At 60.3% G+C, this 20,497-nt stretch carries 18 protein-coding genes and 1 tRNA gene; 13 read left to right on the forward strand and 6 right to left on the reverse strand.

What is annotated here, in order from left to right:
- Positions 1 to 475: 475 nt before the first annotated feature.
- From ACP7E6_RS27815 to ACP7E6_RS27830, 4 genes are all read right to left on the reverse strand, one after another.
- Positions 476 to 1,693 (reverse strand): SfnB family sulfur acquisition oxidoreductase, encoded by a 1,218-nt coding sequence (locus tag ACP7E6_RS27815; protein WP_426233183.1) that lies wholly within the window; start codon positions 1,691 to 1,693, stop codon positions 476 to 478.
- A gap of 112 nt (positions 1,694 to 1,805) precedes the next feature.
- Positions 1,806 to 3,260, reverse strand: coding sequence for an FAD/NAD(P)-binding protein (locus ACP7E6_RS27820; protein WP_426233185.1), 1,455 nt, complete (start codon positions 3,258 to 3,260; stop codon positions 1,806 to 1,808).
- A gap of 106 nt (positions 3,261 to 3,366) precedes the next feature.
- Complete coding sequence (locus tag ACP7E6_RS27825) at positions 3,367 to 3,579, reverse strand: hypothetical protein (RefSeq protein WP_426233187.1); 213 nt, start codon at positions 3,577 to 3,579, stop codon at positions 3,367 to 3,369.
- Between the two features lie 137 nt (positions 3,580 to 3,716).
- The gene (locus ACP7E6_RS27830) at positions 3,717 to 3,854 is read right to left on the reverse strand and encodes a hypothetical protein (protein WP_426233189.1); all 138 of its coding nucleotides are present in this window, start codon (positions 3,852 to 3,854) and stop codon (positions 3,717 to 3,719) included.
- Positions 3,855 to 4,051: 197 nt separating this feature from the next.
- Here ACP7E6_RS27830 and ACP7E6_RS27835 point away from each other — a divergent pair, with 197 nt between their 5' ends.
- From ACP7E6_RS27835 to ACP7E6_RS27880, 10 genes are all read left to right on the forward strand, one after another.
- Positions 4,052 to 5,779, forward strand: coding sequence for a cation:proton antiporter (locus tag ACP7E6_RS27835; protein ID WP_426233191.1), 1,728 nt, complete (start codon positions 4,052 to 4,054; stop codon positions 5,777 to 5,779).
- A 179-nt stretch (positions 5,780 to 5,958) separates the two neighbouring features.
- Complete coding sequence (locus ACP7E6_RS27840) at positions 5,959 to 7,242, forward strand: cystathionine gamma-synthase family protein (protein WP_426233193.1); 1,284 nt, start codon at positions 5,959 to 5,961, stop codon at positions 7,240 to 7,242.
- A gap of 341 nt (positions 7,243 to 7,583) precedes the next feature.
- On the forward strand, positions 7,584 to 7,748 hold the full coding sequence (locus ACP7E6_RS27845) for a hypothetical protein (RefSeq protein WP_426233195.1): 165 nt from the start codon (positions 7,584 to 7,586) through the stop codon (positions 7,746 to 7,748).
- 416 nt (positions 7,749 to 8,164) lie between these two features.
- Positions 8,165 to 9,775 carry an arylsulfatase gene (locus tag ACP7E6_RS27850; protein ID WP_426233197.1) on the forward strand — a complete coding sequence of 537 codons (1,611 nt, stop codon included), beginning with the start codon at positions 8,165 to 8,167 and terminating at the stop codon, positions 9,773 to 9,775.
- Between the two features lie 66 nt (positions 9,776 to 9,841).
- A complete protein-coding gene (locus ACP7E6_RS27855; RefSeq protein ID WP_426233198.1) occupies positions 9,842 to 10,816 on the forward strand; it encodes an AAA family ATPase in 975 nt (324 codons plus the stop codon).
- Between the two features lie 9 nt (positions 10,817 to 10,825).
- Complete coding sequence (locus tag ACP7E6_RS27860; protein WP_426233200.1) at positions 10,826 to 11,776, forward strand: DUF58 domain-containing protein; 951 nt, start codon at positions 10,826 to 10,828, stop codon at positions 11,774 to 11,776.
- Positions 11,776 to 12,303, forward strand: coding sequence for a DUF4381 domain-containing protein (locus tag ACP7E6_RS27865; RefSeq protein ID WP_426233202.1), 528 nt, complete (start codon positions 11,776 to 11,778; stop codon positions 12,301 to 12,303). Before ACP7E6_RS27860 ends, ACP7E6_RS27865 begins: the two co-directional genes overlap by 1 nt.
- A complete protein-coding gene (locus ACP7E6_RS27870) occupies positions 12,290 to 13,279 on the forward strand; it encodes a vWA domain-containing protein (RefSeq protein WP_426233204.1) in 990 nt (329 codons plus the stop codon). The genes ACP7E6_RS27865 and ACP7E6_RS27870 overlap by 14 nt, the downstream gene beginning before the upstream one ends.
- On the forward strand, positions 13,276 to 14,832 hold the full coding sequence (locus ACP7E6_RS27875; RefSeq protein WP_426233205.1) for a VWA domain-containing protein: 1,557 nt from the start codon (positions 13,276 to 13,278) through the stop codon (positions 14,830 to 14,832). Before ACP7E6_RS27870 ends, ACP7E6_RS27875 begins: the two co-directional genes overlap by 4 nt.
- The gene (locus ACP7E6_RS27880; RefSeq protein ID WP_426233206.1) at positions 14,829 to 16,187 is read left to right on the forward strand and encodes a BatD family protein; all 1,359 of its coding nucleotides are present in this window, start codon (positions 14,829 to 14,831) and stop codon (positions 16,185 to 16,187) included. Before ACP7E6_RS27875 ends, ACP7E6_RS27880 begins: the two co-directional genes overlap by 4 nt.
- 54 nt (positions 16,188 to 16,241) lie before the next feature.
- Here the strand turns inward: ACP7E6_RS27880 and ACP7E6_RS27885 are convergent, their stop codons facing one another.
- Together ACP7E6_RS27885 and ACP7E6_RS27890 are read right to left on the reverse strand one after the other, a co-directional pair.
- Complete coding sequence (locus ACP7E6_RS27885; RefSeq protein ID WP_426233208.1) at positions 16,242 to 17,204, reverse strand: SphA family protein; 963 nt, start codon at positions 17,202 to 17,204, stop codon at positions 16,242 to 16,244.
- 266 nt (positions 17,205 to 17,470) lie between these two features.
- A tRNA-Arg gene (locus ACP7E6_RS27890) sits at positions 17,471 to 17,547 on the reverse strand.
- Positions 17,548 to 17,765: 218 nt separating this feature from the next.
- Between ACP7E6_RS27890 and ACP7E6_RS27895 the strand changes: the two genes are divergently transcribed.
- From ACP7E6_RS27895 to ACP7E6_RS27905, 3 genes are read left to right on the forward strand one after another with little or no spacing between them, the layout of a single operon-like run.
- On the forward strand, positions 17,766 to 18,662 hold the full coding sequence (locus ACP7E6_RS27895; RefSeq protein WP_426233210.1) for an ROK family protein: 897 nt from the start codon (positions 17,766 to 17,768) through the stop codon (positions 18,660 to 18,662).
- Positions 18,663 to 18,681: 19 nt separating this feature from the next.
- Complete coding sequence (locus ACP7E6_RS27900) at positions 18,682 to 19,176, forward strand: heme-degrading domain-containing protein (RefSeq protein ID WP_426233212.1); 495 nt, start codon at positions 18,682 to 18,684, stop codon at positions 19,174 to 19,176.
- A gap of 14 nt (positions 19,177 to 19,190) precedes the next feature.
- Positions 19,191 to 20,354 carry an AGE family epimerase/isomerase gene (locus ACP7E6_RS27905; RefSeq protein WP_426233213.1) on the forward strand — a complete coding sequence of 388 codons (1,164 nt, stop codon included), beginning with the start codon at positions 19,191 to 19,193 and terminating at the stop codon, positions 20,352 to 20,354.
- Positions 20,355 to 20,497: the final 143 nt, after the last annotated feature.

Raw genomic sequence — 20,497 nt, forward strand, 5'->3', positions numbered from 1 at the left:
ACGGAGACCCTTGCTCTCCCACGGGCTTGGTGTCCCAAAGGTGCGACGGTCTTCCATCCGCCACCGCAACTGGCATTACAGCGCCAAATGCGGAAGAAGGGAAGTTACAAAGGTGCCCGGAGGGCGGATGAGGGGGCCGAAGGCCACCTTTGTCAGGCTCCGGCTTCGCCGAAGCCCCCTCATCGCCTCGCATGCGCTCGGCACTTCTCCCCGGTGGGGAGAAGAGGGAGATCGTTGCACAGCCCTCATTCCATATGAGATAGCCCTGCCGATGCGGGGAACCGTTGAAGTATTTGAGCGGAAGAGTCTTTGACTCTGCAGACGTCGGATCGCTGGATACTCGCCACAAGTCCTCGAGTTAAATTCGAGGAAAGTATGACGCAGAGCGGGTGGCCACTCTCGTCAGACAATCGCTTTCAGGGTTGGCCAGCAGTCTGTGGCGGCAGGATGCCGCCGCCGCAATCGTCTCCAGCGCTCACAAGGCCCCGTTCTTCGGCGGTACCACGCCGTTCAGGTGATAATTGCCGACGACATGGGCTTTCCAGCGCACCGGATCGTGCAATGTGTGGGTGCGGGCGTTGCGCCAGTGGCGGTCGAGGTTGAGGCCGATGCGGGTGGCCGAGGTGCCTGCGAGTTCGAACAGGGTCGAGGAGGCGGTCAGCGCCACTTCGGTGGTCAGCACCTTTGCGGCGGCAACAGAAAGAGTGGCATCAACGACATTGGCCTCCGTCGCGTCCATCTGGGCGACATCGACCTTGCGGCCGGCCCGTTCGATCAGGGCGGTGGCCGCTTCTATCTTGATGGCGATCTCGCCGACCCTGGCGATGGTCAGCGGGTCGTCTGCAGCGCGTTCGACGCCGGCATCTTTCCACGGGCGGCTCTGGGTGCGAACGAAATCCAGGGTTTCGGCAAAGGCTGCACGCGCAATGCCAAGATCGACACCGGCATGGATGATCTGGCCGACCGAACCGATCGTGGTCGGCCGCTCAAAACCCTTGTGATGGAAGACGATGGCATCGGCATTGACATAGACATTGTTGAGGATGGTCGTGCCGCTACCGGTGGTGCGCTGGCCAAAGCCATCCCAGTCGTCGATGATCTCGATACCTTCGGTGCCCTTGGCAACGAAGGACATGGTCAGCCGATCTTCGGGATCAAGTGCGAAAACGGTAATCCAGTCGGCGAAGAGCACGCCGGTCGAATAGAATTTCTGGCCGTTGACACGGTAGCCCGGTCCTTCCGGCGTGATGCGGGTGTTGTAGTCAGCCACCGTCTTGGTGCCACGTTCGGAAAGCGCATTGCCGAAACGGTCGCCCGCCAAAGCGCGGCCGAAGAAGTAGCGCTTCTGTTCTTCGCTGCCGTCCACCCGCAATGCTTCGAGAATGTAAAAATGGTTCTGCGGGATCTGGCCGATCGACGCATCCGCTTCAGACAGGATGGCGGTCACTTCCGCCAGGATCGCATTGGAGACATCAAGCCCGCCATATTCGGCGGGAACGGTGATCGCCAGAAGCCCGGACCTGGCGATCTCGTCGAGTTCGTCATAGGGCAGGGTGCGATTGGCGTCGCGATCGGACGCGCGGGTGGCGAAATCGGCGGCCAGTGCCCGGGCGGTCTCGATGGCTTCGAAATCGCTGCGGAGGCGACCGGCCGTTTGTTTGACGCTTGGCTGATATTGCAAGATGGTTTCCATCGCACGCTCCGTTTTTTGCACGGCCCATGGGTGGAAGAAGTCAGGTGGAAAGATAAGATTATAATTTCTATAGATCGAGTGGACTAAGAAAAGTCTTTCCTTAGAGCCGATTTCACGCCTTTTTTGGCGTTTGCGCCTGCAAGCATTCAGCGATCCTTGACGCTACGAACACGGCATGGTCGGTCACCTGCGGCAGGCCCATCAACTCGCCGAACGTGCCGCGCGCCAGCGGCCCGGCAATCAGCAAGGATGGTGTTACGCCCGTCACGGGGCCGACGGCTTCCGAGTTGCGGGTGCAGGATAGGCCAAGGCCGGTGGGGTCGAGCTCAAGGTAACCGTTTCGCGACAGCTCGGCGAGGAAAGGCTGGCTGGCAAGAATGCCGCCATGGCCGGGACCAGTGGTAACGACCACCGCGTCGTAGGTTTTCTCGATGATTGCGGGAGATCGCCGCAGACGCAGCATGCAGTGGATCGCGTCCGCCTCGATACGGCTTGCTGCAACGGATCCGGCGAGGATTTCAAGGCGTTCTTCGGCGATCGCCGTGTCGAGCGCGGCTTCCACCTGCGGCGCGACGCGGAACCGGTGGACGTCCCAGAAGGGCCGCAAATGTCGGACGATGCGCTGCCGTTCCACCAGCGGCAAAACCTGCCACAGCGCTTGTCCCTGCGCGCGCACCTGATCGATGACGCCGTGCCAGGTCCCGCCGTCCAGTGCCGCCTGGCGGATGGCCGTGCGGATATCTTTCAGCAGTGCCCGCGCGGTGAAGGCCGGCGCGGTCAGGAAGTCGCCGGTGGGGTCCTGCGCCACCGGTGCATGGCCTCGGGAGCGCAGTCCACGGCGTGAGATCGCGGTAATCGGCCCCTTATGGTCCTTTAGCGCCAGCGCAGCGATCACATCGGCCGAGGTCAGGCCGTTGCCGACGACAAGCACGCGGTCCGTTGGACGGATGGCGGAAAGTGCGCCTGCTCGCGTTGGGTCGGGCACGAACCTGGGATGGTCCTTCAGCACGGCTTGGAGCTGGCCCGGCGCCACCGGCGGCGGGTGGCTGGTGGCGATGACCACGATATCAGCCTTGGTCCGCGTGCCGTCTTCGCCAATGACCAGCCAGTGTGCCCCATCGCGCAACACATGCGCGACGGCACTGCGGCGATGCTGTACAGCGCCGCTGGTAACAAGCGGCTGCAGCATGGCGTTGACATAGTCGCCGAACACGCTGCGGCGGGGAAACAGCGCGCCGTCGGGCCGCAGGGCATCGTCATCGCCGGCCGTTGCCGAATGCGCGGCGATCCAGCGCAGGAAATGATCCGGCTCGTCGGTCAAAAGGCTCATGCGCGCGGCCGGTACGTTGATGCGGTGAGCGGGCTCAGTCGTGTCGTAGGCGAGGCCCTTGCCAAGGCACTCGCGCGGCTCGAACACGATGATTTGCGGAGCCGGGGTCTGCTTTGACAGCGCAAGATGAAAAGCAGTCGCCGCGCCCGACACGCCGCCGCCGATAATGGCGACAACCGGCACTTCGCCTGAGATGGCGCCGGATACTGTCATCGGGTTGACGATCAACTGGTTCATGACACCTCACCGTCGGGCCGTTTGATAGTCTATAGTTTTTATCAATATTATTCGACGGTCAAGTCTTTAACGTGGCGACGGGCTGCGAAGGTGGCAATCGCCAGGGTCAAGACTTTTCATCGAGCGCCTGGAGAACGCGCGTCAGCAACTCTTCCTCGTCACGGACGCCGTGGCGATACAGCGTCAGCACAAGCGCTGCGACCGGATCATTGGCATCGCTGTCGGGGGCTATGCTGCGGGCCGCTCTTGCTTTGTCGAAGACGCGCTGGCACAGCTGCACGTGATTGGGGAGCATCGGCTCGTTGCGCCATTTCGTCATACTTCGTCTCCTGTTGCCGGCTGAAACGGACCTGCCAAGGCCGGAATCCAACAAGGCTTACACCGGTCAGAGTTGCGGTGTGTTCCTTGAGCGATACGAGTGACGATTGATTGTGGCGGTTTTTTATCCCAGCCGGATCAAGCCGGTGCTGCTGGTGTGGCCGGGTCCATCATCGGCACGGAAGCATTCAGATCGTTATCGGCATATTTGATGACGAGAATGCTCAGAATCGACCCGACGATCACGAAGACAACAGCGCGCATGGTCATTTGCATTTACTTAATCCTATTTAATCCTGCATGAAACGTGCGGATCGATGGCTTGTTCCAAAGGTACCGGCTGCAGACATCCCGGTGGTACCACCAAGACGATAAGGCGCCCTTACCTCTATATGGTATTGGTCCAACACTTGCTGGCAGCCCACGATACAAATACATCAGATTGAAGGAATGAAAGCAGCCGGGAGTAGTGCGTGCATCAGGATATGGCATTGGTGGCAACCGTCGCAATCAGCTTCGTACTGGCTGCGGGCTGCGGTTATTTTGCAGATCGGCTGCGCCTGCCGCCGCTGGTCGGATATCTGGTTGCCGGCATTCTGATGGGCCCTTTTACGCCCGGGTTCACAGCCGATACCGCGCTGGCCACCCAGCTTGCCGAAATTGGCGTCATTCTGTTGATGTTCGGCGTCGGCCTGCATTTCTCCGCTGCGGATCTCATCGCCGTGCGCGGGGTGGCCATCCCCGGCGCCATTGGCCAAATCATCCTGGCAACGCTTTTGGGGATCGGACTTTGCACGCTTTGGGGCTGGAACCTTGGCGCCGGGCTGGTCTTCGGGCTGAGCATTTCCGTTGCCAGCACCGTCGTTCTGCTCAAGGCGCTGGAGGAGCGAAATCTGGTCAACTCGCCGAATGGCCGGGTGGCCATCGGCTGGCTGATCGTCGAGGACCTGGCGATGGTCCTGGTGCTCGTTCTGCTGCCGATCGTCGCAGAGGTTCTGGGCGCTCAAGGTACCGGGGGGCATGGGGCGGGCGCCGCGACCCCCGTTGCGCTGACGATCGTGCTGACACTGGTCAAGCTCGGCGCCTTCGCGGTTCTCGCCATCGTTCTGGGGCCAAGGATCGTCCCATGGCTTTTGACGCTGGTCGCGCGCACCGGATCGCGTGAACTGTTCACGCTGACCGTTCTCGCTATTGCACTCGGCATCGCCTTCGGCTCGGCCATGCTCTTCGGCGTTTCATTTGCCCTCGGCGCCTTTTTTGCCGGTGTCGTCATGAGCGAATCGAATCTCAGCCACCGGGCGGCGGCGGATTCTCTGCCTTTGCAGAACGCCTTTTCGGTGCTGTTTTTCGTGTCGGTCGGCATGTTGTTCAACCCGCAGATCCTCATCGAGCAGCCGTTGGCGGTTCTTGCCATCCTGGCGCTGATCACCGTTGGAAAATCGCTGATTGCCGCCGGTTTTGTGCTGATGCTGCGCTATCCTTTGTCAATGGCGCTGACGGTGGCGGCGAGCCTTGCCCAGATCGGCGAGTTTTCCTTCATCGTTGCCGGCCTTGGCGTCTCGCTGGGGCTGATGTCTCAGGAGGGGTATGACCTCATCCTGGCCGGCGCCATCCTCTCGATTACCCTCAACCCGCTGATTTTCTGGGCTGCGGCAAAGCTGAAGGCGGCGCTCAGCGGTGGCGCGCCCAGGTACGGCGAGCGGAGAATCAAAATACTCAGTCGCGAACTCGACGTCATCAAGGCGCGGAACGATGAAAAGGAAAGCCAGCAGCAGCTGAAGCAGCAGCAGCTGGTCCATACCTTTCCGCTGTTTTCCGAAGTCAACGACCATGCGCTCGAGGAGCTTCTCCTGCTGTTCCGTCCGGCCTCGGCTTCGCCGGGCGACAAGGTCATCCGGGTTGGCGAGCGTGGCGATGCGATGTTTTTCATCGCGTCGGGTGCCGCCGAGGTCCGCTTGCCGGGCAACGCCATCCTGCTGGAGGCCGGCGCATTTTTCGGCGAGATGGCGCTGCTCAGCGGCGGATTGCGCACCGCAGACGTGATCGCGGTGGATTTTTGCCAGTTCCTGAAACTCGACCGGCGCGATTTCAACATTTTCATGGCCCGCCATCCGCGCCTGCGCGCCGCCGTCAGCGACATGGCCCGCGAGCGCAAGAAGATGAACGTGCCCGGCACGACCAAGAGCGGTTCGGTAGATTGATCGTTATGAGCGGGGCTCAGAGTTGACGTGAGCTTCAATTCGCCATGGCGCCAATTGCGAGATTTTGCCTGTCTTCGTCGATGTCCCGCAATTTTTGGATGAAAAAACCCGCAGATTGGCAAGAAGCGGTGGCAAAAATTGATGTAGACTGCGGTTCGCATCAAATCCCGGAGACTGTCATGACCGCTCCACATCCCTCAAAGACCCATATCGGCAATCATAAACTGCATCCCGAAACACTGATGCTGAACTATGGCTATGACCCGGAACTCTCCGAAGGAGCAGTCAAGCCGCCGGTGTTTTTGACTTCCACATTCGTCTTCAAGTCGGCCGAGGAAGGACGCGATTTCTTTGACTTCGTTTCCGGCCGCCGCGAGCCGCCGGCAGGCACCGGGGCGGGGCTGGTCTACTCCCGCTTCAATCACCCCAACAGCGAAATCGTAGAGGATCGCCTTGCCGTCTACGAGCGGACGGAAAGCTGCGCGCTGTTTTCCTCCGGCATGTCGGCGATTGCGACGACGCTGCTGGCCTTCGTCCGGCCGGGCGACGCCATTCTTCATTCGCAGCCGCTATATGGCGGCACCGAAACGCTTTTGGCAAAGACGTTCCTTAACATGGGCGTTGCTGCCGTCGGGTTTGCCGATGGCGTCAACGAGGCGTCGGTGCAGGCCGCGGCTGAACAGGCGATGGCGAAAGGCCGCGTCTCGATGATCCTGATCGAAACGCCGGCCAACCCCACCAATAGCCTCGTCGATGTCGCGATGATCCGCTGGATTGCCGACGCGATCGGCAAGAAGCAGGGGCATACGCCGATCGTCGCTTGCGACAATACCCTGCTTGGCCCGGTCTTCCAGCGGCCGATCGAGCATGGCGCCGATATCTCGCTCTATTCACTGACCAAGTATGTCGGCGGTCATTCGGACCTGATCGCCGGTGCTGCTCTCGGTGCAAAATCGGTGATGAAACAGGTCAAGGCGCTGCGCGGCGCCATCGGCACGCAGCTTGATCCGCATTCCTGCTGGATGCTCGGCCGTTCGCTGGAGACATTGTCGATCCGCATGGAGAAGGCCAACAACAATGCGCTCGAAATCGCCAATTTCCTGCGCGATCATCCGAAGGTCGAGGGCATTCACTACCTGCCCTATCACGACCCGCAATCGCCGCTCGGCAAGACATTTGCCGCGCAGTGCACCGGCGCGGGATCGACTTTTTCGTTCGATATTCGCGGCGGCCAGCCGGCATCCTTCAAGTTTTTGAATGCGCTGCAGATCTTCAAACTCGCCGTCAGCCTCGGCGGCACGGAATCGCTTGCCAGTCATCCGGCCACGATGACCCATTCCGGCGTGCCGCTGGAGGTGCGTCAACGGATTGGTGTGCTGGAATCGACCATCCGGCTGTCGATCGGCATCGAGCATCCCGATGATCTGATCGCAGATCTGACGATGGCGCTGGATGCGGCTTGATTTTTTCAGCGATGTTTTTCTTATTTTTCGCTTTGTCTTGAAACGGTTACATTCCGTCCCCATATTGCGCTCATGGAATTCGTTTCCAGCGGTTGACCACGGATGTACTGGCAATCGCTGTCGAGACGGGTCGGAGAGGTCGGGTTTTCACCCGGCCTTTTTCTTTGTCCGGACCCTTACGGATTTCCGGCGGCACGTTTTCCTTTGAAATTGCGTTTACGCTACCGTTTGTTATCTCGCCTTTCGCAAGGACGACCCTACTTGTCATTGAAGATGATTTAGACGAACATTTGCCATGGCCATCCGGCCTCCCGGCCAATTCCCTTCGACAGGAGAAAACCATGCCCCTTAAGTCTTTGATGGCCGTTACTGTACTGGCACTTCTAGCGCTTTCGGGATGCGCAAGTACCGGCGCGAACAACACGACCTACTCGCAATACCAGGGTTACAGCCCGGTGCCGGACTTCGGCGCCGCTGATCCGGGCGGCGTACGCATCGGTTATTAATGTTTTTCGAACGAACAATCTTGCAGGGGGAGAATGTTCCCCCTGCAAATCGCCCCTGCAGCTGGCAACGCTGCCATCGCAAACCGATCGCCCCGCGTCTATCTGCCAAGCTGTTTCATCGTGATCCCGGCTAGGCTCACGTTATGGGTTGTCCGATGGCCGGCCACCGTAAACGCGCCTGTTTCGTAACCCCGATATCGGCTTGATCCGCTGCGGCGTTGACCGGTCCTAGTCAGGGCCAAGACCTTTTTACGCCGGATCGTTCCGATTGTTACCGTAACGTACTTCCTCCGGCGCATTTTCCCATCAGAGTTGCGGGGTCGAAACAGCGACCTGCCGGGGCAACTCGAATTGTCCCGCGAAGAGGAGATTCGCAATGTCCGGAGACTTTCAACACGCCGAGATGGGAGACCATCATGACCAGTAAACTTTCGCGCAAATTGCTGAACGCCACCGCCGCAGCCGCCATGTCCCTGATGGCCGTTCCCTTTGCCACCGCGCAAGCCCAAGATGCCACGGCGGCAAAGCCTAATATTCTGGTCATCTTCGGCGACGACGTCGGCCAGACCAATATCTCGGCCTATTCATTTGGGGTCGTCGGCTACAAGACGCCGAATATCGACCGCATCGCCAAGGAAGGTCTGATGTTCACGGATTACTATGCCGAGAACAGTTGCACTGCCGGGCGGTCGACGTTCATCACAGGTCAGACCTGCCTGCGGACCGGTCTCTGCAAGGTCGGAGCGCCCGGCGCACCCGTCGGATTGCAGGACGGCGATATCACTATCGCCCAAGCGCTGAAACCGCTCGGCTACGCGACCGGGCAATTCGGAAAGAACCACCTTGGCGACAAAGACGAATACCTGCCGACCAAGCACGGGTTCGACGAGTTTTTTGGCAACCTCTACCATCTGAATGCCGAAGAAGAGCCTGAGGCGGCATACTGGCCGAAGGACGACCAGGAGTTCCTGAAGGCTTACTCGCCGCGCGGTGTGGTCAAGGCGTCGGCCGACGGCAAGGTCGAGGATACGGGGCCGCTTACGAAAAAGCGGATGGAGACGATCGACGACGAGACGACTGCAGCCGCGATCGACTTCATTGATCGTCAAGCCAAGGCGAAAAAGCCATTCTTTACCTGGATGAACACGACGCGAATGCACGCATTCACGCATGTCCGCGAGTCTATGCGCGGCCAGAGCGGCATGCAGGGCAATGAATATGCTGATGGCATGGTCGAACATGACGGTGATGTCGGCAAACTCCTCAAGAAGCTCGATGAGCTTGGCATCGCCGACAACACGATCGTCGTCTACACCACGGACAATGGCCCGAACCAGTGGTCTTGGCCAGATTCTGCCACCACGCCCTTCCGCTCGGAAAAGAACACCAACTGGGAAGGCGCGTTCCGTGTCCCCGCCATGGTCCGCTGGCCGGGACACGTAAAGCCCGGAGAGGTGTCGAACGAGATGTTCGCGGGTCTTGACTGGTTTCCGACCCTACTTGCCGCAGCCGGCGATCCCGACGTGAAAGGCCGCCTGTTGAGTGGCTGGAAGCCGGAAGGCAGTGCGACGAGTTTCAAGAACCATCTCGACGGCTATAATCAGCTCGATTACATCACCGGCAAGTCCGACAAGAGCGCTCGCAACCAGTTCTACTATTTTGATGACGATGGTGACCTCGTCGCGACGCGCTACGATGACTGGAAGGTCGTGTTCAAGGAGCAGAGAACTCCGGGAGGCTTCGAAGTCTGGCAGGAGCCGTTCGTAACCCTTCGCATACCGAAGCTCTACAACCTGCGCATGGACCCCTACGAACGCGCCGATGTGGTCTCGGACCAGTACAACGACTTCATCGTCAGGAACGATTACCTGCTGGTGAAGGGTCAGTTGCAGGGCGCTGCCTTCCTTGAAACGTTCGTCAAGTACCCGCCTAGCCAGCGCGTCGCCAGCTTCAACATCGAGGGCGTCCGTGCACAGGTCGACAAGGCGATCGACCAGTCCTTCAAGGACCGAGGCATCGAGAAGTAGCCTTCAAATCAGAGATGCGCCGGGCGACCGGCGCGTCTCGCCAACCGGATTTTCATAGGGTTCCGCATGACCGCTCGTGATGACATCCTCGCCCTCGGTACCCGCATCGGCCAATCCATCATCGGCCAGGAAGAGATGGTCGAGCGCCTGCTCCTCGGTCTGCTCGCCAACGGCCACCTTCTGGTGGAAGGCCTTCCAGGACTTGCAAAAACACGGGCCATTAAAAGCCTTGCGAAGAACCTGAATTCAGAACTTTCCCGCGTCCAGTTCACGCCGGATCTTTTGCCTGCCGACATCACCGGATCGGAAATCTATTTCAGCGAGGGCGGCAAGGGCGAGTTCAGGTTTCAGCAGGGACCGATCTTCGCCAACCTGATCCTCGCCGACGAAATCAACCGCGCACCCGCCAAGGTACAGTCGGCTTTGCTGGAGGCCATGGAGGAACGGCAGGTCACCGTCGGCGGCAAGAGCTATCCGCTGCCCGAGTTGTTCATGGTCATGGCGACGCAGAATCCAATCGAGCAGGAAGGCACCTATCCGCTGCCGGAAGCCCAGCTCGACCGTTTCCTGATGCACATCGAAGTCGGCTATCCCGACGAGGCTTCAGAGGCCGCCATCATGCGGCTGGTGCGTGGCGAAGAGAATGCGACGGAACATTCAAAATCTGCCGCTCCTGACCGCCTCGATCCCAAGGCGGTGTTCGATGCCCGCAAGGAAATTGGCACCGTGACGGTTTCCGATCCTGTCGAGAAGTACATGGTCGCGCTCGTCTTCGCCACGCGCTATCCGGAGCGTTATGACAAGGACCTCGCAAAATTGCTGCAGGTCGGCGTCAGTCCGCGCGGCGTTATCGGCCTCGACAAGGTCTCGCGCTCCTATGCCTGGCTGAAGGGCCGCGACTATGTCACTCCGGATGACGTCAAGGCCATCGTCCACGATGTTTTCCGGCACCGGCTCATCCTCTCCTACGAAGCGCATGCCTCCAACACCACGCCGGACACGGTGATCGATAAAATCGTCGAACTCGTGGCGGTTTCGTGAGGAGATGAGATGCCTGCGAGCCAAGCGCCATATGGCATCCACGTCACGACCGAACAACTCGTAGCGCTCGAAGCGCGCGCACGCGACCTGAGTTTCGTTCAAAAATCCCGCAGCCACCAGCAGCTTGCGGGCCGGATGCAGTCCTCGATGCGTGGCCGTGGACTGACGTTCGAGGAGTTGCGCGACTACCTGCCTGGCGATGACATCCGCTCCATCGACTGGCGTGTGACGGCACGCACGAACAAGCCCGTCGTGCGCGTCTACAGTGAGGAAAAGGAACGCCCCGCCCTCGTTGTCGTCGATCAGCGGATCAACATGTTCTTCGGCAGCCGCCGCGCGATGAAATCGGTAACGGCGGCTGAAGCGGCCATGCTTTGCGCGTGGCGCGTTCTTGGCTCGGGTGACCGGGTGGGAGGCTTCGTCTTCAACGATACCGACATCGATGAGGTTCGTCCGCACCGCAGCCGCGAGGCGGTGATCACGCTTGCCGGCAAGATCGCTGCGCAAAACGGCAGCCTCGATGCCGGATTTTCGGAGCCACCATCTCCTGCCTCGCTCGATATGACCCTTCAGCGGGTCGCCAGCATCGCCCATCATGACCACCTCGTCATCGTCATTACCGACTTCGACGGTCACAGCGCCGCGACGCGGGATATTCTGCTCAGGCTTTCCGGCCGCAACGACGTCATCTGCATTCTCGTCTACGACCCCTTCCTCCTTGATCTTCCAACCTCCGGCGACATCGTCGTCAGCGGCGGTGGCCTGCAGGCGGAACTGTCGTTGCGTCGCGCCGATGTCAGGCAGGCCATCGACACGTTCGCGCGCGACCGGGGCCGCGAACTTCGGGACTGGCAGCGGGAACTGGGTCTGCCGATGCTTCCGGTTTCGGCGGCGGAAGAAACCGCGCCGCAGCTTAGAAGGCTTCTCGAACAGGCCGCTTGGCGGCAACGGAGGCGCTGATGGAACCGGACACGGTGCCCCCACTTGATCCTCTGACGAAAGTTGCACTTGAATCGCTGAAAGATATAGCTCTCCCAGAGCCCGTATCGTGGATGCCGCAGACATGGGGTTGGGGACTGGTCGCGGTGTTCCTTTTGGTTGTGGCTGTGCTTCTCGCCCTTCGAGCACTCCGGCGCTACCGGGCTAACGCCTATCGCCGGCAGGCGCTTGTCGAACTAAACGGCATCGAACCGCGCGTCCTCGACCCGCAGACCCGCCATGACGCGATAGGTGAACTGGCGGAACTGCTGAAGCGCGTCGCTCTGGTGGCGTGGAAACGCGAAGAGGTGGCGACCCTTTCGGGAGCGGCATGGATCGATTTCCTGAAACGGCATTGCGAGGCGGGCGACATCAGCGCTTTGCAGCCACTTCTCGACAGCGAGGAATACCGCAATGGTAGCGGCCTGAGCGGCATTCCCGACACGCTCTGCAAGACTGTGGTTTCCTCGGCAAGGCTCTGGATCAGGCGGCATCATGTATCAGCTTGATCTTCCATGGCTGCTTGTTCTCATCCCGGTGCCGCTGCTGGTTTGGTGGCTTCTGCCCGCCCGCCGCGAAACCTCGGCGTCGGTCAGACTTCCGTTCTTCCGTCAGGTCACTGAGGCTGCGGGGGTCGATCCGTCCCAAGGATCGGTGGTCGCCCGCCGGAGCTGGACGCAATGTCTCTGCGAAACACTGGTGTGGTGCCTGATGGTCGTCGCCATCGCCCGCCCGCAATTTGTCGAACCGCCGATCGAGAAAGTCGAACCGCAGCGCGATTTGCTGCTGGCGCTGGATCTGTCGCAGTCCATGGACACCAAGGATTTCCGTTCGCCGGATGGCAGCACGGAGGCGCGCGTGGATGCGGTCCGCAAAGTGGTTGCCGATTTCGTGAGGAAGCGTCCAGGCGACCGGATCGGGCTGATAGCCTTCGGCGACGCGCCCTATCCACTCGTGCCCTTCACGATGGATCACAACACCGTCCAGGCGGTGATCGCTGATACGCTTCCCGGAATTGCAGGTCCACGCACGGCGCTCGGGGATGCCATCGGGCTGGCCATCAAGATGTTCGAAAAGACCACGGTGCCCGAAAAGGTATTGATCGTTCTGACCGATGGAAACGACACGGCGAGCCGCATGCCTCCGGCCAAGGCGGCCGATATTGCCAAACAGAAAAAGGTCGTCATCCACACGGTCGGGATCGGCGATCCGAAGGCATCCGGCGAAGACAAGCTCGATACCTCGACGCTGCAGAAAATCGCGGCTGAAACCGGCGGGCGCTATTTCTTCGGACAGGACCAGACGCAGCTTGCAACCATCTATGACACGCTCGACAAGATCACGCCGCAGGACCAGAAGAACCTTTCCTGGCGGCCGCGCATCGAGCTGTTCCACTGGCCGCTCGCTCTGGCGATTGCGATCCTTGCCGCATACTACCTTTCGAGCGGCCTGATGGGGCTCTTCAGAAGGAGAGCTGCTGTATGATCGAGGATCTTCATCTCCTCAGACCCTGGTGGCTTCTGGCACTCGCCGTGCCCGCGCTCATCGTCTGGATGTCGGCACGCTGCGCCGATACAAGCCGCCAGTGGAAGGGAATGATCGAGCCGCATCTTCTCGATAGCCTGATTATCGACCGTTCTCCTGGATCCCGTATGCGTCCGTCATGGCTTCTGGCCGCCGTTCTGACAGGGGCGATCCTGGCGGTATCCGGGCCGGCATGGGAGCGGGAGTTGCCGCCTTTCGTGGAAGATACGGCTCCCCTCGTCATCGCCGTCGATCTCTCGCCGACAATGGATGCCATCGACGTCAGCCCGTCGCGGCTGGAGCGCGCCAAGCTGAAGATCAGAGACATCGTCGCCGGACGCTCCGGCGCGCGCACGGCAGTCATTGCCTATGCCGGGTCGGCGCATCTGGTTTTGCCGCTCACTGAAGATGTGTCGCTGATCGAGACTTACACGGATGCGCTGGCGACGCGGATCATGCCTGTCGATGGCAAGGATACCGCTAAGGCTCTCGCGCTTGCCGAGGCCACTCTTGCTTCGGAGGATGTACCCGGCACCATCCTGTTTCTGACCGACGGGATCGAGCAGAAGGCATTCGATGCCTTCAAGCTCAAGTCCAGGCAGGGGATCGTGGTACTCGGCATCGGCACGGCTGAAGGCGGGCCGGTAAAAGGCTCGGACGGCAGTTTTCTGACGGATGCGGCAGGTGGCCGGGTTGCCGCGAAGCTCGACGTCGAAGGATTGAAGAACCTCCACGCGCTCGCTGGCGCGGATGTCGCTACATTTACGGACGATGATACGGACGTCCGTTGGGTTTCTCAACGCATCCGCACCAACTTCGCACAGAAGCGGGCGGCTGAGGGCGATCGCTGGCGGGATGCCGGATGGTGGTTGATCTGCCCTTTGCTGATGCTCTTCGCTCTCACTTTTCGCAAGGGGTGGATCGTTCGGGTTGGCGTGGTCCTCCTCTGTGCCCACGTGCTGCTGCCTTCGAATGTCCAGGCAGCCGACTTTGTGGACATGTGGCTGACACCGGACCAGCAGGGGCGGATGGCCTTTGAAAAAGGCGATTTCGACGGTGCAGCGGCGCATTTCGCCGACCCGATGTGGAAGGGAACATCTCTCTATCGCGCGGGCAAGTATGCCGAGGCGCTGGATGCCTTTGCCGCCACAGACAGCGCCGAGAGCTGGTATGATCAGGGGAACGCCCTTTTGCATATCGGCAAGCTTGATGAGGCGGTCTCTGCATACAAGAATGCGCTGAAGAAAAGGCCGGAATGGTCCGATGCCGTTGCAAACCTCGCCATTGCGGAACAGCTCGTGAAGCAGAAGAAGGATGAGGAGGAAGAGCAGCAGGACGCCCCGAGCCTGCCGCCCGACAGCATCCAGTTCGACGACAAGGGCAAGAAGGGCAAGGCGGCCACACTCAGCATCGCCGAGCAGACCTCGGAACTCTGGATGAAGAATATCATCGTCAGTCCCGCCGATCTCATGGCGCGCAAGTTCGCCATCGAAGCGGAGGGTAAGAAGCCATGATGATGCTCCGCGCCATCATCGCATTCTGGCTGGCACTCGGCTCGATCGCCTATGCCGCCGAGCCGTTCACCCGCGCCGCCGTCGAAGACAAAGGCAGGATCGTGCCCGGACAGCAGGTTCGGATCACGGTCGAAATATTCGTACCGGATTTCTTCACATCGCCACCGCAGTTTCCGCTGTTCGATTTGCCGGACGCGATCGTGACCCTGTCCGGTGAACGCGCGCAGAACATGGTCGAGACGATCGATGGCGTGCAATATTCCGGGATACGGCGAACCTATGCGGTGGTTCCTGAAGCCGCAGGTACGTTCACGCTTCCGCCTGCGGTGATCACGCTCGGGTATTCCCAGGACGGCAAACCAGTGTCCGGCCAGGCTGTTCTGCAACAGGTGAGCTTTACCGTTGCCGGCACTCCCGACGGTGCAACGCCAACCCTGATCTTTGCGGCAAGGGACCTGACGATCAGCCAGTCCTTCGATCGCGATCCATCGGCGTTGACGGTTGGTGATGCCGTGGTTCGAACGATCACCCTGTTTGCCGAAGACACGCAGGCAATGATGATCCCCGCCATCCCGGTCCTTGCCACCAAGGGCTTCAAACAGTATTCGAAATCTCCGCAGATCGCTGACGGTGTGGCCGGCGAAGGCAGGACGACGGGAAGCACCCGGACGGACACCATCACCTACATCGCCGAGGCTGCAGGTGCTTTCGAGATTCCCGCCGTGTCGTATCCCTGGTTCGACATCGATACGCAGGCGAATGAAGTCGCGACGCTTCCGGCTACGCCCGTGAAAGTCGCGCCGTCCGTTCCGGCGGCCACAGAGCTGGCACCCCGGTTGGCGCAGGATCATCACGGTACGCAAACCTGGCTGTCGAAAAGGGTTGTGCTGCTGGTCGCGGCGGCCATCGTTGGTTTGCTGGCTGCGGGTTACGCCATGTTCCGCTTGCTGCCGAGGATAGGAAGGAAGGTGCTCGCATTGCGAGATGTGCGACGGAGTTCCGAGCCGCGAAAATTTAAGCTGCTGATCGGCTCTATCCAGTCCGACAACCCCGTCGCGATCTACCGTCACCTTGACGACTGGGTCCGTTCCGCAGGATACGGATCGATAGCGGTCTGGGTATCGGCAGCCGCAGATGAAGGCGTCTCCAGGCAGACCGGTAAACTTGAGAGTGAGCTCTTCGGCGCAGAGCGCGACCATCCCGCCTTTGACCGGGCAGCTTTTACGCAGGCAGTCCTGACGTGGCGGAAGAAGGCTCGAAAGCCGGAGCGGACCTTACCCGCTTCCCCGCTGCCCGAACTCAACCCACACAGCGGGCTTCGTGCCGTCAACAGAACCGCAGGGCGCGCCGGCTGACACCTGATTGCCGGGTAGCGTCTTTTTACGCGCTGTTTCGAATTGTCGCTGAACTCACTCCGGGGTGCTTTTTTTCGGACTGTTCAAAGGCATAGCGATAGTCAGGAACACGGAGTCGCCTTCCGCGCGGTTCTTGACGCCAAATTCATGGAAATACTTGATGCGGGCGGAAATGGGGTGATCGGCGACGTCGAAATTCCAACCGATCGTTGCGCCCAGCGCATTTGCCGTGCCCTTGAAAGGACCCGTCGCACCGTCACCGCTGTCACCCGTGGTCTGGTGATAGGCGTAGCCGACCAGGCCCATATCCCATTTCTGCCCGAAATGTTTCAGGGCGGCCCACTCGAAATGCAGTTCATTGCCTGACCGGTAGTCCGTCGCAGGATTTTCTGCGTTGAATGTCATGCCAAGCGCGCCGGACAGTTCGAAACCGCTGGCCGGGTCAAGCCAGGTCAGCGCGGCATTGACGTCTGCGCCCCAATGATGAAAGGCAAGATTAGAAATCTCACCGTCCTGGTAATCGCCGATCGGCACGTTGACGATGGTCCCCACCTGCCAGTGCATGTTGCCTGCATCCCAGCCAAGGCTGGCACTGACCAGCGGGTCTCCAACGGTAAATACCGTGTCCGTGATCTCACCACTCGCCGTGCCGCCGAGCGGGCCTGCGATCGTCACATCCGCGTTCGTCTTCATCCAACCGTATGGTACGGTCACTCCCAAGCCAAGACGGCCATTCAGAACTTCTTCCTCCGGCACCCAGAGCAGGGTCGGCGCGGAAAGCACGGCTTGTCCCTCGACACCGACCGCAAGCTTGCCGCCCGTTGGCAACTGCTTGCCGCCCCCAAGGCTGCCGTCATACAGCCAGATGTCGTTCTGGAAATACAGGCCTGGTGGAGGCGCGATGCCGGCTGCGGGGCCTTTTGAACCGAGCAGATAGAATCCTGCGCCGCGTTCCGCCGCCATGCCAGACGTTGCGGATAGAAGCACGGCAACGGCCGCCAGCGTTCTGATGGTCATTGGTCTATCCATGGCAGCATCTCCTCATTTCAACGCGATCGGAATCGACAAACACAATCTATCGGCAATTATACTGTCACGAGGCTTGCCTGCTGCGAATAAAGACGATGCAAATATTCAGCGGGGCAGCGATGGCAGGCTGAAAGATGTGTCTATTTTGCCGCATACTCGAGCTTGAAATTGCAGAGAGAGGTCTTGCCTGCCGGACGGAAGAACCGCGCTCCGCCGGTACGTATTTCCTATAGATATCGTGGCATCAAGATAGGTGGTGATCCCAACTGGATTCGAACCAGTGGCCTCAAGATTAGGAATCTTGCGCTCTATCCTGCTGAGCTATGGGACCAGCCTGAAGAACCCTTACAAAAGGTGGGCGTGGAAGCCAAGTGTTTCCGGTGTGGTTTTGGCGGTTTTCTGCGAACAGGCCTTTCTGATGTGCGTGACGCAGGCCGGGGCTGGCGCGGGACGGTTTTCCGATGTTAAGCAGGGAGCGGCGAAACGGGGAGGAGACCCGGCCGTGACGGCGCCGCCTTTGACAACGACACCCACAGAGTTTGATCCGGCATGTTCATTGGAATTGATTGGGGCGGCACGAAAATGGAAGTCATCGCGCTCGATCGCGATGGCGCAACGCGGGCGAGGCATCGCATCGCCACGCCGACCAGCGGTTACGACGCCTGCATCCGCGCCGTTCAGGAACTGGTCGCTGCCGCCGAGCAGACGGCCGGCGAAGCGGGCACGATCGGCATCGGCATTCCCGGCAGTCCCAATCCGCGCACAGGGATCGTGCGCAATTCGAATGCCGTGCTTTTGAATGGCCAGCCGCTTGGACGCGATCTCGGCGCAGCGCTCGGCCGCGAGGTCCGGCTTGCCAATGACGCCAATTGCCTGGCGATCTCGGAAGCCGTCGATGGCGCCGGCAAGGACGCGCATACGGTGTTCGGCGTGATCGTCGGGACCGGTCACGGCGGCGGGCTGGCGATCGGCAAGCATGTGCATGCCGGCTATCAGGGCATTGCCGCCGAAATCGGCCATTATCCGCTGCCCTGGATGACCGAGGACGAGTATCCCGGCCACACATGCTGGTGCGGCAAACACGGCTGTCTCGATATGTACGCCTGCGGCACGGGCGTGGAGCTGGATTACCGTCTGACCACGGGGGTTGACCGGCGCGGCCGCGATATCATCGCCGACAAGCGCAACGGCGAACCGGTGGCGACCGCCGTCTATGACCGCTTTGTCGACCGACTCGCCCGCAGCCTGGCGCTTTTGACCAATATCGTCGATCCGGATGTCTTCGTACTCGGCGGCGGCATGTCGAATGTCGATGAAATCTACGATGAATTGCCCGACCTGATCGTCAAATACATCTTTGGCGACAGTTTCGAAACGCCGATCCGCAAGGCGGTGCATGGCGACAGTTCCGGCGTGCGCGGTGCTGCATGGCTCTGGAAAGACTAAGAACAAAAGGGAGAGCAGAATGAGTATCGATGCGGATCTGGAGCGGATTGCCCTTCAGGAAAAGGAACTGCAGTTCGAGAGTTTCAGCCTGGAAACAGGCTGGGCGCTGGGATCGCTGCTGCGCAAAATGGCGGTGGAGCAAAAGCTCGGCGTCGTCATCGACGTGACGCTGTTTTCCATGCCCGTCTTTTACGCCGCGCTGGAGGGCTCGACGCCGGACAATCCGAGCTGGGTGCGCCGCAAGCGCAATTGCGTTTTCCGCTTCCTGAAGAGCAGTTATGCCGTCGGCCTTGCGCTTGCCAAGCAAGGCACCGATATCACCACCAAGTTCGGCCTGCCGGACACCGAGTTCGCGCCGCACGGCGGCAGCTTCCCGATTGTCGTCAAGGGCACCGGCTGTATCGGTGCGGTTACCGTTTCGGGCTTGCCGCAGCGCGACGATCACATCATGGTCATCGAAGCGCTTGCCCAGCTTCTCGGCAAGGATAGTGCCGGGCTGAGGCTTGGCGAATGACACTGAACGGATAGATGACAATGGATATTGCCGGCTTTTCCGCGAAACTCAACGAATGGCTTGCCGAAAAGGCTTTGCCGCTCTGGCGGGACAAGGGTTTTGATGGAGCCGGCGGCGGCTTTGTCGAGACGATCGACATGGCGGCGCAGCCGACCCGGGCCAACCGGCGTTCGCGCGTCCAGCCACGCCAGGTCTATTGCTTTGCGGAAGCCGGGCGACGTGGTTGGCCGGGCGATTGGCAGACGCCTGCTACCGAGGGTCTCGCCTATTTCGATCGGGTCTATCTGCAGCCAAGCGGTTTTTACGGCGCACTTGCCGATGCCGACGGCACTCTTATCGATGCGTCCTTCGATCTCTACAATCAGGCCTTCGCGCTCTTGTCGTTTGCGTATCTGGCGCAGGTGTTTCCAGGCCGCAGCCAGGAGATGATCGACCGCAGCAATGCGTTGCGCGACGGACTGGAAGCCCACTGCAAACATCCGTTGGCGGGCTTTGAGGAAGACAATCCTCCCCGCCTGCCGCTCGGATCGAACCCGCATATGCACCTGTTCGAGGCGTGCCTTGCCAGCGAGACGGTGGAGGGTTTCGACACTGTTGCCTGGACCAATCTGGCCGACGAGATCGCCTTCCTCTGCACGGAACATTTCATCGACCGGGAAACCGGCGCGTTGCGGGAGTTCTTCGATCATGACTGGGCACCGATGCCGGGCAACCAGGGCCGCATCGTCGAGCCTGGCCACCAGTTCGAATGGGCTTGGCTGTTGTTGCGCTGGGGCGAGCGGCGCGGTAATGCCGATGCACTGGTCAAAGCCCGGCGGCTTTTCGAAATCGGCGAGCAATATGGCATTGCCCAGCCGCGCGATGTCGCCGTCATGACGCTCCTCGACGATTTTTCCGTTGCCGATCCGATTGCCCGGCTGTGGCCGCAGACGGAATGGCTGAAGTCGGCAATCCGTTTTGCAGCGCTGACGCAGGGCGAGGAGCGCGAACGTTACCTGCGATCCGCCGTTCGCGCCGCAACTGCGTTGCAGTGCTTTCTCGAAACGCCGGTCGAAGGCCTTTGGCGGGATAAGCAGAAGGCTGACGGTTCCTTCGTCGACGAACCGGCGCCGGCCAGCAGCTTTTATCATATCCTCTGCGCCATCTATGAATTGGACGATTGCCTGAAGCGGCTCTAAACCAAGGTATCTAATCGCTTTTTCAAACGGCCCGCCTTCCAACAGGGGCGGGCCGCTTTGTTTCCAGGGTGATCAAATAAGCAACTCATATATTGACATAAAGATATCTTTATGTGATCTCTGATTTGCAGTTTATTGTCGTT

This window comes from Pararhizobium sp. DWP3-4 (genome assembly GCF_049898205.1).
Taxonomy (GTDB): domain Bacteria; phylum Pseudomonadota; class Alphaproteobacteria; order Rhizobiales; family Rhizobiaceae; genus Pararhizobium.

Excerpts from the sequence above, each read along its gene's own strand:
- ACP7E6_RS27850 (WP_426233197.1), top strand. The coding sequence starts at position 8,165 with ATGACCAGTAAACTTTCGCGCAAATTGCTGAACGCCACCGCCGCAGCC.
- ACP7E6_RS27880 (WP_426233206.1), top strand. The coding sequence starts at position 14,829 with ATGATGATGCTCCGCGCCATCATCGCATTCTGGCTGGCACTCGGCTCG.
- ACP7E6_RS27840 (WP_426233193.1), top strand. The coding sequence starts at position 5,959 with ATGACCGCTCCACATCCCTCAAAGACCCATATCGGCAATCATAAACTG.
- ACP7E6_RS27815 (WP_426233183.1), bottom strand. The coding sequence starts at position 1,693 with ATGGAAACCATCTTGCAATATCAGCCAAGCGTCAAACAAACGGCCGGT.
- ACP7E6_RS27870 (WP_426233204.1), top strand. The coding sequence starts at position 12,290 with ATGTATCAGCTTGATCTTCCATGGCTGCTTGTTCTCATCCCGGTGCCG.
- ACP7E6_RS27860 (WP_426233200.1), top strand. The coding sequence starts at position 10,826 with ATGCCTGCGAGCCAAGCGCCATATGGCATCCACGTCACGACCGAACAA.
- ACP7E6_RS27865 (WP_426233202.1), top strand. The coding sequence starts at position 11,776 with ATGGAACCGGACACGGTGCCCCCACTTGATCCTCTGACGAAAGTTGCA.
- ACP7E6_RS27820 (WP_426233185.1), bottom strand. The coding sequence starts at position 3,260 with ATGAACCAGTTGATCGTCAACCCGATGACAGTATCCGGCGCCATCTCA.
- ACP7E6_RS27855 (WP_426233198.1), top strand. The coding sequence starts at position 9,842 with ATGACCGCTCGTGATGACATCCTCGCCCTCGGTACCCGCATCGGCCAA.
- ACP7E6_RS27885 (WP_426233208.1), bottom strand. The coding sequence starts at position 17,204 with ATGACCATCAGAACGCTGGCGGCCGTTGCCGTGCTTCTATCCGCAACG.
- ACP7E6_RS27830 (WP_426233189.1), bottom strand. The coding sequence starts at position 3,854 with ATGCAAATGACCATGCGCGCTGTTGTCTTCGTGATCGTCGGGTCGATT.
- ACP7E6_RS27875 (WP_426233205.1), top strand. The coding sequence starts at position 13,276 with ATGATCGAGGATCTTCATCTCCTCAGACCCTGGTGGCTTCTGGCACTC.
- ACP7E6_RS27905 (WP_426233213.1), top strand. The coding sequence starts at position 19,191 with ATGACAATGGATATTGCCGGCTTTTCCGCGAAACTCAACGAATGGCTT.
- ACP7E6_RS27895 (WP_426233210.1), top strand. The coding sequence starts at position 17,766 with ATGTTCATTGGAATTGATTGGGGCGGCACGAAAATGGAAGTCATCGCG.
- ACP7E6_RS27900 (WP_426233212.1), top strand. The coding sequence starts at position 18,682 with ATGAGTATCGATGCGGATCTGGAGCGGATTGCCCTTCAGGAAAAGGAA.
- ACP7E6_RS27845 (WP_426233195.1), top strand. The coding sequence starts at position 7,584 with ATGCCCCTTAAGTCTTTGATGGCCGTTACTGTACTGGCACTTCTAGCG.
- ACP7E6_RS27825 (WP_426233187.1), bottom strand. The coding sequence starts at position 3,579 with ATGACGAAATGGCGCAACGAGCCGATGCTCCCCAATCACGTGCAGCTG.